Origin of the sequence: Colwellia sp. RSH04, assembly GCF_003545765.1 — a bacterium.
In the GTDB taxonomy this organism is placed as follows: domain Bacteria; phylum Pseudomonadota; class Gammaproteobacteria; order Enterobacterales; family Alteromonadaceae; genus Colwellia.
Genome location: NZ_QXIO01000006.1, coordinates 227,815 through 242,968, shown reverse-complemented (window position 1 = coordinate 242,968; position 15,154 = coordinate 227,815). Strand labels below are relative to the sequence as shown.

Genomic DNA, 15,154 nt, shown 5'->3' with positions numbered 1-15,154 from the left:
CGTTCAATTAAGGTGAGTGTGAAATATTTATTCTAGTTAAACTGAAAAATCTGTCATTCTCGCATGGTTTGAGTTGGCGTGACAGTAGCTGTCTGTCGACTACTTTATTGTATCGGTATTATTTAAGCGATAAGCATAGCTTACTGGGTAACCTTGTTTATCTCGCGTTGAGGTTATTTACTAAGTGTAGCTAACGCTTTAGCTAAGCGCTCAAGTTGTTCAGGTGTAACTAAACCAAAACGTAAGGCTGTTTTTTCGTCGGTCAATCGAACATAAATACCTTGCTGGCAGAGCTGAATATAGTAAGCCTCCACATCAATAGTGTTCTTGAAATATACGGTGGTAAATAAATGCGTGCCTGTTATGTTATTGATGCACTCTAAGGGGATATTGCTTTTCAATGTATCGAGCAGTTTCTCTGCTAATTGTTGTAAGCGACTTTGCTGTGTTTGCTGCCATTGAGTATCGAGTAATGCATTTTCTGCAATGAATTGTGCAGGGCCGTTGACTTGCCAAGGACCAAGTTGCTCGTGAAAAAGCTTGAGCCAGTACTGTTGAGCAAGGAGAAAGCCAATGCGAATACCTGCTAAGCCAAAGAATTTACCAAAAGAGCGCAAAACTAACGTGTGCTTATAGTTGCCGATGTTTGTTGCCATCGATTGTGAAGGAGTAATAACATCCATAAAGGCTTCATCAAGTACAAACAAACCATTAGTTTCTATCATTCTGCTCTGATAACGCTTGAGTTGTGAACGCTGATAGAGTTTTCCTGTAGGGTTGTTTGGATTTATAACCACTAAGACCGCATTTTTTTCTATAGCAGAAAGTGGCGGTAACTCTTCTTGGTACCAGCATAAGTTAAAGCCAGCGCTTTGCCATGCTAATGCATGTTCTTTATAACCTTGTTCAGGCAAGTAAACGGTTTTTGACTTAGGGTTCTTTGTTTGCCAAAGCACAGGCAATAACTTGATAATGGCTTGGCTGCCATTGGTGACCAAAACATTGTTGGTGTCGTAATAACGTTTAGCAGCAATAACTAAATTGTCAGGCTCTTGCGGCAAGTCTTTATACAAGTACTCAGGAATTGTAGGAATAGGGTAGCTATAGGGGGCAATACCCGTAGATAGATCTAACCAATGTTTTTGGGCAATATTAAACGCTTTAGCAACGCGTTGAAGTTGCCCACCATGAATAAGTGCCAAAATTGATTACCTTTTTTGGTTAAGTATATAAAAGAGGGTTTTGATTATACAAAAATATAGCTAATAAGTTGATAGCTAAAGACTAATACAACCAAAGTGATAGTCGCTACTTGTACAACGCTAATACTGCGCGGTATATCGTCTATGTTTACTTTCTTGCCTTGACCTAGCTGAGTTAATTGTGCTGATTGCCCATGATAAGAGACCTTACCACCTAAAACTCTGTTCATTACCGTAGCACCTGCGGCCATAACCCAGCCACCATTATGACTTTTATATTGATTACCTTGCAGGTAAGCGTTTTTCATTGCAGCAATAAAAGGTTGTTGTAGTGCATACAACAGGGTACAAATTTTACCAGTTAGAAAACCTAAAACATCATCTGCTCGTGCAGAAAAATAACCAAATGAGTTAAAACGTGCGGTTTTATAACCCCACATTGCATCAAGTGTATTACTGAGCCTATGCAATATAACCAGTGGTATGCCACCAATAATATAAAAAATTAATGAAGCAATAACAGCATCGTGACCATTTTCAAGCATTGATTCAACAGTAGCGCGCGACATGTCTTTAGCCGTTAAGTCTTGTGTATCTCTGCTAACAAGGTAACCCGTATAATGCCGAGCTGCGCTTAAGTCGCCTTGCTGCAAGGGTTTAAAAACCTGCATTGCATGTTGATTTAAGCTTTTCAAACCCAGTGCTAAATATAAAGTAACCGTTTCAACAGCAAACTGTATTGCTAATGGAAGTTTTGATAACAAGTAATACGAAAAATAACAAAGTGGCAGTATCAGTAAACACCAAGCAATGGCGCCTAAAAAAGCATTGTGTAATGAAAACTCATTATGTAACTTTTGATAGTGGTTGAGGTGTTTTTCCAAAAAGTTGGCAATATTCCCAAAGCCAACAAGATAGTGATATTTTTTTGGCTCACCTAAAAAGTAATCAAGCATTAAAGCAAGCACAAGTATACTCGTAAGTGAGAATGGTGATAATAACCGCGAAACTTGTAGAAGCCACTGTTCATCAAGCATAATTAAAGCTTATCCTGAACGGTAGTAAAACGTTGCGTTTTCACGTCAAAATCTAAGGTGACAATGCAGCCATTTTTATATAATTGAAAGGCATTACTCGTTTCTTTCTTACCGAGCAAGAAAAGCAAACACCTTAGCGCTTCACCGTGAAAAATAACTAATAAAGTTTTGCCTGTATTTTCGTTTGCTAGTTGCTTAAGTGATTTGAGTATACGTTGTCCGCAACTTAATGCAGGCTCTAAGTCGTCAATGGCGAGAGACGTTACTTCTTTTAAGCACTCGTTATAGGCGGGTAAGCCTTTTATTCGCTGAAGTTCTTCCCCTTGCCATATTCCTAGGTTTCGCTCGATTAAGTCGTATTCTATTTGATGTTCAACATTAAGTTCCTGTTGGCAAATTTTCGCACTTTTATATGCTCTACCTAACGGAGAAGATACGATTAAATCGATATGCTTTGCGACTAGGTTGTTGGCAATGTCTAGTGCTTGATTTTCACCTAAGGGTGTTAATTCACTATCTAACTGTCCTTGCAGTCGCTGGCTTTTATTCCACAGCGTTTCTCCGTGTCGAGCGAGATAAATTCTGGTGTGCATAGTGATTACCTTAAATAGAATGGCGGGCAGCATAACGAAAAGCGGTTAACTGTGCAATTAGGGATAGGCTACTAGCAGGTTTATGGCGACTCTTATCCATAAAAAAGGATATAAGTGAGATAAGAATTTCATTTGACAAGGTCTTACTCTGTCTGTAAAAGTTCCCCGCATAATCAGTAAATCTTTTAACATTTAATGCCACAATCGGGTCAATGAATATCAACACAGAATGAGAGAAATATGAACGATACAAAAAAAGATGGTGCTAACCAGTCTCAAGATCAAGCTGCAATGTCGAAAGAACAAAAACACATTGAACGTCAAAAGAAAATTAAGGCTAATGTCGACAAACGTGTTGCGCAAGCGACAGAAGAGCGCGGTGTATTTCTTGTTATTACTGGCAATGGAAAAGGTAAAAGTACCTCTGGTTTTGGCACGGTACTAAGAGCAATCGGTCATGGCCAAAAGGCAGGCGTTGTGCAATTTATTAAGGGCACACACTGGGAATGTGGAGAAATGAATATTCTAAAGCAGTTCTCAGTGCAGCATCATGTGATGGGGACAGGCTTTACTTGGGAGACACAAAACTCTGAAACCGATAAAGCCGCTGCGAAAGTTGCTTGGGAAAAGAGTAAGGACATGCTGGCCGATGAAAGCATAAACATCGTATTACTTGATGAAATGACCTACATAGTAAAGTATGGCTATATTGATTTAGATGAAGTGATTGAAGCAATAAATAACCGACCTAAAATGCAAAATGTCATTATTACAGGCCGTGCTTGTCATCGTAGTTTAATCGAGTTAGCAGATACAGTATCAGAGGTTCAGCCAATTAAGCATGCTTTTGATGCAGGCATTAAAGCGCAAAAAGGTTTAGATTGGTAATTTAACTTTTTTGAGACTAGAGGTGTATTTAAAGTGGTATCATTGACCCTATGTATGTGCTGAATCAGAGCTGTTAGCTAAAATATCATCATCAGCACAGTAGGGTTCTTATTCTTTTTTGATGGCTACACTATTGATTTTTTTGTTAACGTTCGTAAAAGCTTGTGGGCTAAAATGCGCTAAATACTTAACCTTGTTATGTTTGATGTTAAGTTTATGTCATGGTGCATTAGCGAATAGTTTATCGGTAACTTTGCAAGAAGGCTTACCTGAGACGTTAAAAGATAATATCCTTTCCCACTTAGGGCAATTACCTAAAACAGATTTAGAGCGTTCAGCTTATATCTATTCAGCAAAAAAAAATACTGAAAATGCCTTGCAATCGTTAGGGTATTATCAAGCTGATATCGACCTTAATATTACACAATCACCCTGGCATTTAACCATCGCTATTGTGTTAAATGAGCCAACGATAGTTGATAACATTCAGATCGACATTTCAGGAGAAGCAAAAACTGACCCTGCATTTAAGCATCTAATTGAGCATCACTTAATTAAACAAGGCGATATACTTCATCACGGTAAATATGAAGAGCTAAAAGCAGATATTCTCTCTTTGGCTTTGCAAAGAGGTTATCTTGATGGTGAGTTGCTGGATGCAAATATTATAATCAAATCTGACTTTCATTTTGCTGATATTGAAATTCGATATAATAGTGGCTTTCGTTATCGTTTTGGTGAGGTGAGTTTTAGCGAATTTGATTTAGAACCTCAGTTACTATCGAGTTTAATTCCGTTTGATAGTCAAACATATTACAGCACCCGTGCCTTTCATCAATTGCAACAACAATTACAGTCAACAAAGTACTTTGGAACAGTAATGGCAGTGCCTGCTGATAGAATAACTGATGTAGAAAATGGGGACTATATTGTACCTTTATCGGTAAACTTAACTCCTGCAAAAAGTCATCAATTTGATTTTGGGATAGGATACGCCACAGATACTGAGTTCCGCCTATCAGCTAGTTGGCGTACTCCGTTACTGAATCGTTACGGACATTACCAAGAAACTAAGTTTGAGTATTCAAAACTAAATCCTACGGGCACTTTTATTTATAGTGTTCCGTTGGCACACCCAACAGAAGACATTTTGCAATTTCAAGCTTCTCTTGAAAATGAAGATTACGCAGATTTCACGACGAAATTTTATTCCACGCAAATTGGTCGAGTGATTACCTATAATAATTGGCATAGGAAGATTTATGCTCGATACCACCAAGAGTCTTGGCAATATGATTTAGATGAATCTAACCCGAATATAGATTGGTCTCAAGAAGACAGCGTTAAGTATATTATTCCCGGTGTTTTTTGGTCGAGAACCATACGACAAGGTGCTGCGTTAGATCCAAGTCATGGCTTTAGACAAACCTACAGTATAGAAGGTGCACATCTTGCTGCGGGTTCTGACAATAGCTTTTTTAGAGTTCATGGCCGCTGGAATTATATTACCACCTTAAAACCTAACCACCGATTAGTAGCACGTGCTGAACTAGGTGCTATATATATTGATAGAGATGCCGAGTTAGCACCGTCATTGCGCTTTTATGCTGGTGGAGATCAAAGTATTCGTGGTTTTGCTTATCAATCAATTGGCTCTGAAATTCCTGTATCATCTGATCCAAATGAAGAGGGCACTATTGTTGTTGGTGGTACTCGATTGATGGTAGCGAGTATCGAGTATCAATATTACTTCAATAAAAAATGGCGAATGGCATTATTCTCTGACGGCGGAAGTGTTGCGAATAAAGGTGAATTTGAACCAGTCTATTCTGTTGGTACAGGTTTGCATTATATGTCGCCAGTAGGCGCGGTAAAACTGGATGTTGCTTATGGCATAGATGGCGACGAACAAAAATGGCGTATTCATATTAATTTAGGGGCTGAATTATGATATTCCGTCGCCTAAGCTTGTCGTTAGCTAAATACTTAGCGATTAGCCTTTGTGTACTATCGCTTTTACTCACGACACCCCTTGGTACTCAACTCAGCTTGTTTTTAGTAAACCTTTCAACGTTTATTTCTATTGATTATAAAAGTGGTGCATTAGTGCGAGATCTTGCGCTAAATAGGTTTACCTTAGAGTTAGAGCATTTAACGATAGAGCTAGAGGCAGTAGAGTCTGATATCGACTTTTCTTGCGCATGGAAGAAAAAACTCTGTATTAACTCACTTAGCGCAGGCAAGTTTTATTTAAATTATCATCATGATGGTAATGAGGTTGAGAAAGGTATTGATAACAAAGCTAGCAATACTCTAGTTGAATTACCCTTTGCGATCGCTGCTCAACAAGTCACACTGCTTGAGAGTAAAATACGTGTTAATGAAACCGAGCTAGTAATAGAAAAGTTTTTTAGTCAAATTAATATAGAAAAAAGTCACTTTAGTTTTGAACAACCCTCAGCACAGTTCTTATCCGTTAATTTGCCTGCATCAGCAGATAAATCAACGGTAGCAGCACCTGTGAGAGCCGAGCTTGAATTACCACACTTATCACTACCATTGCAGTTAATAGTAAAGCAGCTATCACTCGCAGAACTGCTAATACACACAACCGAGCAAGTGAAAAGCCAATGTACATCAACTTGTGAAATGATAACCAAAACTAAATGGCATGCGTTTGATAATGAGTTAACAGGGACATGGCAGGCTACCCAAGTAAATATTAGTCACTTGCAAAGTAACACGGTTGATTTTTCAGTTCAGCAATTAGTGGCAGATATAGAGTTAACTCCACCTTATCAGCTTGATATATCCCTTAACAGTCAAATAAGGCAACTTGAATGGTGGCCAAAAATTGTTGGAGACGAGCAAAAAATTACGCTGGTAGGATCCCTTGATGAAGTCAAATTTAACGCAAAAAACACTGGAAAGTTAGCACTTACTACTGATGGTGTCGTAGATTTTGTTGATGCAAATATGCCGTTTAACATACAGTTGTCTTCACAACGTTTTCCTATGCCGCTATCTCTTGCTAAACATGCTAAGCCGTCTTCATTACAGGCCTCAATTTCAGGTGATCTTAAGCAGCAAGTATTACAGCTTTCAAGTCAGTTAAGTAGTTATGGCTATCAAGATGCCAAGTTAACGTTTGATGGGCGACATCAGCAAGGAAAGTTCGAGATAGAAAACTTTAACGTTATTGAAGCTCATTCACAGAGTGAACTAAGGGTTCATGGAGATCTTTCGTTATTGCCTGAAGAGCTTTCATGGCAATTATCTGCTCAATCGACAGGTTTAGTGCTACCTGAAATAAACGTTGTTCAATTACTTACGCTACTCAATCTCACGGATTTAAAAGAGGGTGCTGTTATTGATTTGCCGGAAACCTTATCGGGAAAGGTTCAGGGAAACATCACCAGTTCAGGGGGGTGGGCAGAAGATAACTGGAATATTAGGCTTGCTAACACCGATATTTCAGGATTTATCAATAATAACCCTGTCAGTTTACGTGGTGATATTGGACTTAATAATGCTGGTCATTTGCAGTCAGGAAAAATATTTGCGGCATTTAACCACAGTGAATTGAATGTCGATTCAATCGCGAAAGATACCGCAGCATGGCATGTTACAGGTCAATTAACTATTGAAGATGTAAACTATTGGAATCAATCCATTCAAGGTGAGTTTACTAGTGACTTTACCGTTAAAGGTGCTATTGAAAACCCGTTAATCAGCTTAAATAGTGAAGCTAAACAATTGATTTGGAGAAAAAAGTGGTTATCAAAATCACTTTTTATATCGGGTGAATATCAGCCGAACCAAGGACATGAAATAAAGTTGTCTGTGAAAAATGATTCACTACAATCAATAGAGAATCAACAAGAGTTCAGTTTTAATCATGCTGAATTTAATCTTTATGGTAATGCTAAAAATCATACCATTGAAGCGAAATGGCTGGGTGATTATGCCACTAACATTGCCGTTAAGGGACACTTTAATCATGATTTTTCACAATGGCAAAGTGAAATAGCGCAAAGTGAACTGGGTTATAAAAATATCAAATTTAATCATGATAAACCTTTTTCAATTGCTGCTGATCTAGTCAATAAACACGTAGATATTTCAGCACACTGTTGGCAAAGTCCTGGTTTGAGAGCATGCTTACCTGATCAGGTATCGCTGGGCGATTCAGGTAACTTTTTAGTGAAACTTGAAGCTGATATATCAAAGGTAGATGGGTTGTTTCTGCCAAATGATATGGAGCTTGAAAGTAATATTTTTGGCGAAATTAATACTCAATGGTCTTCTGAACAACCATTAAGCGCTTTTGCACATTTTGCGCTTTCATCGGGTCACGTCAAAATGAGGGATGAACTAAACCAACATCAGTTATCGCATTGGTCTAATGGGGAGTTTACTTTTACGGTGAATGAGCAGTTATTTTCTAGTACTTTGTTGTTGGAAAACCAAAGTGAAACGCTAATGAAAGTAAGTTCATCTGTCGGGTTAACAGAACAGTTATCCGTTGAAGCGAAGGTGTCACTGAAAAAGTTCAACTTGAAGCCATTTCAGGCGGTGTTGGCCGATGTTGTTAGTTTACAGGGCGAGGTGTCAGCAGATGTCGACATTGAAGGAACGCTTGAGAGCCCAATCGTTAATGGTAACATTGCTTTAGAAAAAGGCCGGGTGCTACTTAGAGAAAACGCCAATAGCTTTGAAAAAATCTCCAGCCATATACACATAAATAACAATAATGCTGACATTGTCAGTTCATTTTATCTTGAAGATAAAGTCGCACAGCTAACAGGTAATTTTTCTTGGCAAAAGGGTCTTGCGCTAAATATGAACTTAGCTGCGAAGGAGTTACTCTTTGTTTTTCCACCACAATTAACTATGACTATATCCCCTAATATTAATGCAACACTAGTGAATAATGAGCTGGTTTTTACAGGGAATATTGATGTGTTAGATGGCCTCTTTACGATTGAGAAATTACCAACGGGTAGTGTCTCTGTTAGTGATGATGTCATTATTATTGATAATGAAGGTAAAACGATTACCCATGAAGGAAGTGGCTTAAATATCAAAACGGATATTCGCGTAAACATTGCCGAAGATTTTAGTATTGCTGGTCAGGGTTTACACAGTCAATTATACGGTGATTTACAAGTGAGTCAGCAAGGTAAACAACCGTTACAGTTGTTTGGTCGTATTCAATCTGAAGAGGGCACTTTTCAAGCTTATGGACAAAAACTTGACATAGAAACCGGTGAAATTACCTTTAATGGTCCTTTAGATAATCCGTATCTTAATTTACATGCAAATAGGCATATTAAATCAGAAGATATTGATGTTGGTATAAGTATTATAGGACTTGCAGATAGGCTTGAAATGAAGCTGTTTTCTAATCCAACCATGGAAACACCAGAGATATTGTCATATCTAGTGAGAGGTCGAGGTCTTGATACTGGTACTGAAAGCAGTACAGCCGCAGCAAGCTTTTTAGTTGGCTTTGGTGTAACGAATAGTGTCGGCCTTTTTGATCAAATTGAGAAAATCCCTTTTGTCAGTAATATTGCTGTTGATACTGAAGGTGAAGGTGATAAAACTCAAGCGACGGTTAGCGGTTATATTGGCGAGCGTATTTACATGAAATATGGGATTGGCGTATACGAACCAATTAATGAGCTAACCGTGAGGCTGTTTTTACTAAATCGCTTTTGGCTTGAGGTGGTTAGTGGTATCGAAAAGTCTACTGACTTGTACTATTCATTTGATATTGAGTAACACGCCTTAGTATAAGTCTAACTTTGCGCTTTATATTGTCAGTATTTTTTACAAACAAATGTACAACACAAAACGTAGAAGCTATAACTTTTTGTATTTGTTGATATAAGTTCCGGTGGCTTATCTTTTGCAGCAAATTGAAAAAGCCTGAAAGTATATACATATCAATAAAAAAAGGATTATTAATACATGGTTAAATTAAAACACTATATAGCTGTCAGTATTTTGATGTTGGCGTCAATTCAAGTGGCTAATGCTGGCGCTATTGCTAAATGGGGAGCGGGCGGTTTAGGTACAGGCGCGACTATCAGCTGGAGCATTATGGATGCAGGTTTAGCATGTGAATTAGGCCCTGAGCCTGCGGGCTGTGTAACGTCTTCGCTCGATAGCTTTATGCCGGTAGGTTACAAATCAGAAATTGAACGTGCATTTGATGCATGGAGTGTTGTAGCCGATTTAACCTTTGTTGAAGTGTTAGATCAAGGTGAAGATATTAATGTACCGAGTGCTTCAGGAATTATTCGCCTAGGTGGGCATGCCTTCGATGGTGTTGGGGGTGTTTTAGCTCATGGTTATTACCCTAGTAATTCACCTGTAGGCGGAGATGTTCATTTTGACAGCACGGATGTTTGGAAAATTGGTTTCGGTGGATTTGGTTTTGATATTTTCCAAGTGATGGCGCATGAGTTAGGGCACGCATTAGGTTTAGGTCACAGCGATGATGGTTTTATTATCCCTGAATTACCACCTGGACCTGCATTAATGGACCCATTTTACAGTGAAGCTTTCTCTGGCCCACAAGCGGCAGACATTGCTTATATTCAATACTTATATGGCGTAGCTCAACAAGTTGAAATACCTACGCCTCCGACAATGGCTTTATTTATGATTGCACTCGTTGCTTTAAAAACAAGACGTAAAGCATAAATTTTATTGTCTCTAGAAAAAGCATTAAAGGTTTTCTTTAATGCTTTTTTTATAGCTAAAATTTATGTCTGGTTACCGTACTTAAATGATAAGTGTGAGTGATAACGTGGCACAACTTAGGATACAAGCAGCGACGTTAGCAGCTAAAAATTGTGGGTGATTTCCAATCGTTTCTCGACATCTTAGCATTCCATAAATGGCATAATAACTCAGTAACATTGGCGCGAGGGTTATCAGTGATAATAAAGGCAATGTTTTTTGCAAAACTAGCCCCACTACAAGTAATTGGCTGCTAATGGCAAACAAAGCGTACACTGATATGCTTGTATGAACACCAAAACGAATAACAAAATGGTTTCTACCCGCCTCTTTATCTGCATCGATGTCTGGAAATTGATTCAATAACAATAAATTGTTGATGAGAAAAAACGGAATTAATGTGATTAGCCACATGTCCTGGGTAAATTGCTGGCTAATACAAAAATAAGTGCCTCCAGTCATTAAAGTTGCGAAGCCAATGCCTGGAGCGATTAAACACAAAAATGCACTTTTATTTACCCATTTTGTGTAACTTACTATAATCAGTATACCGATAATGCCAATAGGCAATATTTGCCATCCTGTCACATAGATGAAGAAACTACCTATCCCTATGGTAGTTACCAGTGATATGACGCTGGTAAAAAATACAGCTGTTGCTAATTTAGGTTGATTAGGTAATAAACCACTGCCTCCGCTAAAGGCTGTTCTTTTTGTGTGTAAATCTAATCCACTGATAAAGTCTTGGTATTCATTTAACGTGTTTACCGCAATATGTGCAGCTAAAGCACCGATCAAACAGAGGATAGCATAGCTGCTAGAAAAGCTAATTTGCTGTTGAATAGCGATTGCAATGGCCAAAAACACACAACATGGCGTGAGCACCAAAAAAGGTAAACGCATTGCTTGTGTGATGTTAGCTGTGTTTTTCATAGGTAAACTCACGTCTAGTAAAAAGGATTATTGTGTATATAAGTAATGCGTTAATCATTATAAACTAATGACTTTCATCAATATATTAACGACATAAACTCAATAGTAATAGTTTATATATTGGTAGTGATTATTTTTCTGTCGAAAATGTCAAATGAGCAATAGGTAAAACGAGTTAATAAGGTGAAACCACTACTAATGTGTTGCCAAGATATTGTTGCTCCCATATCATCAAGGTTCAGTTAATTAGCTAGGTTATATAGTGCTTTTATGAACCAAACAGTCTCCCCTTTATCTCAACATGACCAGCAAACGCTTTCATACTGTCAGCAGTTATTGGCAAATAACCGCTTTATAGAGGCTAAAAATAGACTAGCGGGTTTGTTATCCTTATATCCCCTTCAACCGTCAGTACTAGAGCTAGCATTTTCTATAGAGCTACGGTGTCAAAACTTTGCTCAAGCTGAGCAGCATTATCAAACGCTAATAGACAATACTGACCAACCGAAACAGCAACAGCTATGGCTAATTGCGCTTTTAGAAGCCAAAGAAGAACACTTTGCATTACTCATCGCATTAGAAAAAGTATTAGACGAGTTTGGTGAAGAGACACAAACGCGTTTTAAGCATGGTTTGGTTGCGATGGCAGCGGGTAACATTTTATTGGCTGAGCAGTCTTTTTTGATGTTGAAAGAACATAAAAAAGTATTACCTCATTTATTATTAAACCTTGGGCATGTTTATAAAGCGAAAGGTGAAAGCGACAAAGCGATTAGTTATTATCGCGAATTTATCGTTGATAACCCAGCTCAATGCGGCGTGGGTTATTGGAGTATGGCTGATATTAAAGACTTTACGTTTACTGTAGAAGACAATAAAAAGTTGCAATCATTACTTGCTAATAAGTCAGTGGACTTAGGCAATAAAGCATTAATTGGATTTGCTACAGCGAGGGGTTATGAGCAACAAAAAAGGTATGACTTAGCTTTTGCTGCGATGAGTGATGCAAATCGTGTGTTTGAACAGCATAGGCCTTTTCGGGGTAATCTATTTCAGGCTATGGTGAATGATATGATTTCGGGAGTTTCGAATCAAAAAATAGAAGCTCCAGTATCAGGCAACTTTGCTCCAATTTTTATTGTTGGAATGCCTCGATCTGGCACGACGTTAGTTGAGCAAATACTTGCTAGTCACTCTAAGGTTGGTGCAACAGATGAGTTACAGTATATTGAACGTATCGGATTAACATTAGAACGTTCAGGAGGCTATGTTAAGCAGCTAGGTAATTTAGCTAATGATAGAAGACAGGCTTTAGCTGAGCAATATATTAACCAAGTTCAACAGTACTTTATTGAACATCAAGTGATTGCTATTGATAAAAACCCTAATAACTTTCTTCATATAGGGCTAATTAAAACACTATTCCCACAAGCAAAAATTATTAATGTTGTAAGAAATCCCTTAGACAATGCGTTAAGTGTTTTTAAGCAGTACTTCAGCCGTGGTCATGAATACTCTTACTCTATGAAAGGTATTACTTTTTATTGGCAAGGATATTTAGCGTTAATGCATCACTGGAAAAGAACATTTGGTCAAGAGATTTATCATCTTAGCTACGAATCGCTGACAAATGATGCGGAGCAAGAAATACGTAATTTACTCGAATATTGTCAATTAGACTTCGAGTCACAATGTTTATCTTTTTATAAATCTGATCGCGTTGTTTTAACGCCAAGTGTAAGTCAAGTAAAGCAGCCTATTAATAAACGCTCGGTAAATTCATGGCAACACTATCAACCCTTTATTCAGGAGCATATGCCAACATTTGAGCAAATTATTGCTCAAACTCAAGCATTACTTGAGCGGTCATAGGTTTTTAAGGGCTGAAAGCTGGCACAATAATACAATGTGCTAGCATATCTATTGCAGCAGCACCGTTAGATATTTTTAATGATGCAGCGCTTTGTCTTGCCTTGTTAAAAGCATTATCTCGACACTGGTGATAATAATTCCAGCCAGCTTTGCTTTCACCATATATAGACCATAGTCGTCGCCAGTCATGACTGAAGTGAGATAAGATTGAGAACAATTGCTTTGCCATATCATTATTATTGGCATTGACAAGACTGACTTCTTGTTTGAGTTCACTGATCATGAATTCTAATTCACCAGGACACATAACAACCGGGGCGTTATGTTTCTCCATCAAGATATTTGGAGTAACTCCAGATTGATAACTTAGTAATTTTGTTTTACCTTCTTCTTTAGGCAACCACGGGACAAATGATTGGCTGACTTGTTGCCAAAAAGCACTTGAACCGGCGGTATCAATAACCAAGTGTACTCTGTCTTTATTTGAATTATTATCTACCTGATGATTTTTCCAAGTATCAAAAATCCAGCATTCTCCTGCACCCATGTGAACGCTCTTATCGGCACAATGAAAAATAACATCAGGATCAGTAATAATAGGAATATGAATTCTGACACGTTTATACCAATGAAAATTTATATCTGAGTGCAGTGGCACTTTAGCTCCTGCATCGAGCTTCATTAATCTTGAACGACCAAAAACTTCATTAAAAGAAGCGATTACTTGTTGCAGATATGGAGATTGCTTTAAGGCTTCAGTGGCAAGCATCTCACCTTTAAAATCGTTGTTTATTTGCCCGTTGACACTGATTAACGGTATTGCACTGTTCCCAGGAAAACCTTCATGATGTCCACGCCATGCTTGTGTTGAGAATTGTGCTAATTCTTCCTGCATTTTGCTGATATCAAAACGTAACGGTAATTTGATAAATTCATGGGCTAGTTTCATATGGAATTATTCACTCGATAATCAGTAAAAGGTTGTAAATTATTATTTAATTGCTCAATTAGTGGTGTTAATTGGGGCATATTGGGTTCGAGTAAGGCTTTATTTTTATGCCACTTGTTCTTGTCAGGTTTCGTTAATGTGTAACGGGAGAAAGGTAAAGGAGCGTTACAGTATTGCTGTAATTCACTATCAAACTCGATGCCGATAAAGCGACAAAGCTGCTGGACTATATCAGCAGTATTATCAAGGAAATCTTGATAATGCACAGTTAACTTTCGGTTATCAGGTATTTCTTTAAGGTTATCAACTACTGCTTGATTAGACGCTTGCCACTGAAATGTAGCTATTTTTTCTGTGGGCTTTCCTTGCATTGACTTCCATTGATCGGGCAGTAAATAAGACCAGCGATTATTAAAACCAGGTAGGTGTGGGTAGGTAATAAAATGTCCTGAATTCCAACCATCTATAATGCTACTAATATTATCTTTAGGATCTCGAACTAAGTGGATAAATAATGCATCTGGAAATATTTTATTAAAAAAGCGGATACGCAAAACGTTTTTTGGCGTTTTCTCTAAAAAGCGTATTGCCCCCGACTTTTCATGATTATAAGGTTTATGATGTATATCTCTTAATTGTTGAGCAAATCGACTTTTAAGTAAAGCGATTGAACGGTCATTGCCATGATGTTCGGTTAACGTATTAGAAATTGAACCATTATAAATAGTACTAAATTCTGGAATTTCTTCAATAATGGCATGACTCTCACCACCAACTGTCCATAATCCACTTGCTTTAGCAAGTGTTTCATAAAATAAGGTACTGCCTGAACGTGGACAAGCTAAAATAAAAATAGGCCGTTCAAATACAGGTGAGTTATTAGTTGATGAAAATGTCAAAATAGTCTCTTTTAATCGAATGAGCAGA

The 15,154-nt window shown here is 37.9% G+C and carries 11 protein-coding genes; 5 read left to right on the top strand and 6 right to left on the bottom strand.

Features of this window, described 5'->3' with window-relative positions:
- Window positions 1–173 precede the first annotated feature (173 nt).
- From cobD to D1094_RS12180, 3 genes are read right to left on the bottom strand one after another with little or no spacing between them, the layout of a single operon-like run.
- Window positions 174–1,202 (bottom strand): threonine-phosphate decarboxylase CobD, encoded by a 1,029-nt coding sequence (cobD, locus tag D1094_RS12190; protein ID WP_182440175.1) that lies wholly within the window; start codon window positions 1,200–1,202, stop codon window positions 174–176.
- Window positions 1,203–1,246: 44 nt separating this feature from the next.
- Entirely contained in the window at window positions 1,247–2,239 is a 993-nt protein-coding gene (gene cbiB / locus D1094_RS12185) for an adenosylcobinamide-phosphate synthase CbiB (protein WP_118960375.1), read from the bottom strand.
- 2 nt (window positions 2,240–2,241) lie between these two features.
- The gene (locus tag D1094_RS12180; protein WP_182440174.1) at window positions 2,242–2,832 is read right to left on the bottom strand and encodes a histidine phosphatase family protein; all 591 of its coding nucleotides are present in this window, start codon (window positions 2,830–2,832) and stop codon (window positions 2,242–2,244) included.
- 240 nt (window positions 2,833–3,072) lie between these two features.
- On the opposite strand from D1094_RS12180, the gene cobO reads away from it, so the two are divergent.
- The 4 genes from cobO to D1094_RS12160 all read left to right on the top strand — a co-directional run bounded on the left by cobO (window position 3,073) and on the right by D1094_RS12160 (window position 10,434).
- Entirely contained in the window at window positions 3,073–3,720 is a 648-nt protein-coding gene (gene cobO / locus D1094_RS12175; RefSeq protein WP_118960373.1) for a cob(I)yrinic acid a,c-diamide adenosyltransferase, read from the top strand.
- Between the two features lie 205 nt (window positions 3,721–3,925).
- Window positions 3,926–5,671: an autotransporter assembly complex family protein gene (locus D1094_RS12170; protein WP_259337939.1), complete on the top strand. Its 1,746-nt coding sequence runs from the start codon at window positions 3,926–3,928 to the stop codon at window positions 5,669–5,671.
- The gene (locus D1094_RS12165) at window positions 5,668–9,507 is read left to right on the top strand and encodes a translocation/assembly module TamB domain-containing protein (protein WP_118960371.1); all 3,840 of its coding nucleotides are present in this window, start codon (window positions 5,668–5,670) and stop codon (window positions 9,505–9,507) included. The genes D1094_RS12170 and D1094_RS12165 overlap by 4 nt, the downstream gene beginning before the upstream one ends.
- A gap of 189 nt (window positions 9,508–9,696) precedes the next feature.
- Window positions 9,697–10,434 carry a matrixin family metalloprotease gene (locus D1094_RS12160; RefSeq protein ID WP_118960370.1) on the top strand — a complete coding sequence of 246 codons (738 nt, stop codon included), beginning with the start codon at window positions 9,697–9,699 and terminating at the stop codon, window positions 10,432–10,434.
- Window positions 10,435–10,515: 81 nt separating this feature from the next.
- On the opposite strand, the gene D1094_RS12155 is transcribed toward D1094_RS12160, so the two are convergent.
- Window positions 10,516–11,406, bottom strand: a complete 891-nt coding sequence (locus tag D1094_RS12155; protein WP_118960369.1) for a prenyltransferase — start codon at window positions 11,404–11,406, stop codon at window positions 10,516–10,518.
- A gap of 270 nt (window positions 11,407–11,676) precedes the next feature.
- On the opposite strand from D1094_RS12155, the gene D1094_RS12150 reads away from it, so the two are divergent.
- Window positions 11,677–13,278 carry a sulfotransferase gene (locus D1094_RS12150; RefSeq protein WP_118960368.1) on the top strand — a complete coding sequence of 534 codons (1,602 nt, stop codon included), beginning with the start codon at window positions 11,677–11,679 and terminating at the stop codon, window positions 13,276–13,278.
- Between the two features lie 4 nt (window positions 13,279–13,282).
- Here the strand turns inward: D1094_RS12150 and D1094_RS12145 are convergent, their stop codons facing one another.
- Together D1094_RS12145 and D1094_RS12140 are read right to left on the bottom strand one after the other, a co-directional pair.
- Window positions 13,283–14,227 (bottom strand): aspartyl/asparaginyl beta-hydroxylase domain-containing protein, encoded by a 945-nt coding sequence (locus tag D1094_RS12145; RefSeq protein WP_118960367.1) that lies wholly within the window; start codon window positions 14,225–14,227, stop codon window positions 13,283–13,285.
- Window positions 14,224–15,126, bottom strand: a complete 903-nt coding sequence (locus D1094_RS12140; protein ID WP_182440173.1) for a sulfotransferase — start codon at window positions 15,124–15,126, stop codon at window positions 14,224–14,226. The genes D1094_RS12145 and D1094_RS12140 overlap by 4 nt, the downstream gene beginning before the upstream one ends.
- Window positions 15,127–15,154 lie beyond the last annotated feature (28 nt).

Coding starts and splice junctions, on each gene's coding strand:
- cbiB (WP_118960375.1), bottom strand. CDS start 2,239: ATGCTTGATGAACAGTGGCTTCTACAAGTTTCGCGGTTATTATCACCA.
- D1094_RS12180 (WP_182440174.1), bottom strand. CDS start 2,832: ATGCACACCAGAATTTATCTCGCTCGACACGGAGAAACGCTGTGGAAT.
- cobO (WP_118960373.1), top strand. CDS start 3,073: ATGAACGATACAAAAAAAGATGGTGCTAACCAGTCTCAAGATCAAGCT.
- D1094_RS12170 (WP_259337939.1), top strand. CDS start 3,926: ATGTTAAGTTTATGTCATGGTGCATTAGCGAATAGTTTATCGGTAACT.
- D1094_RS12165 (WP_118960371.1), top strand. CDS start 5,668: ATGATATTCCGTCGCCTAAGCTTGTCGTTAGCTAAATACTTAGCGATT.
- D1094_RS12160 (WP_118960370.1), top strand. CDS start 9,697: ATGGTTAAATTAAAACACTATATAGCTGTCAGTATTTTGATGTTGGCG.
- D1094_RS12155 (WP_118960369.1), bottom strand. CDS start 11,406: ATGAAAAACACAGCTAACATCACACAAGCAATGCGTTTACCTTTTTTG.
- D1094_RS12150 (WP_118960368.1), top strand. CDS start 11,677: ATGAACCAAACAGTCTCCCCTTTATCTCAACATGACCAGCAAACGCTT.
- D1094_RS12145 (WP_118960367.1), bottom strand. CDS start 14,227: ATGAAACTAGCCCATGAATTTATCAAATTACCGTTACGTTTTGATATC.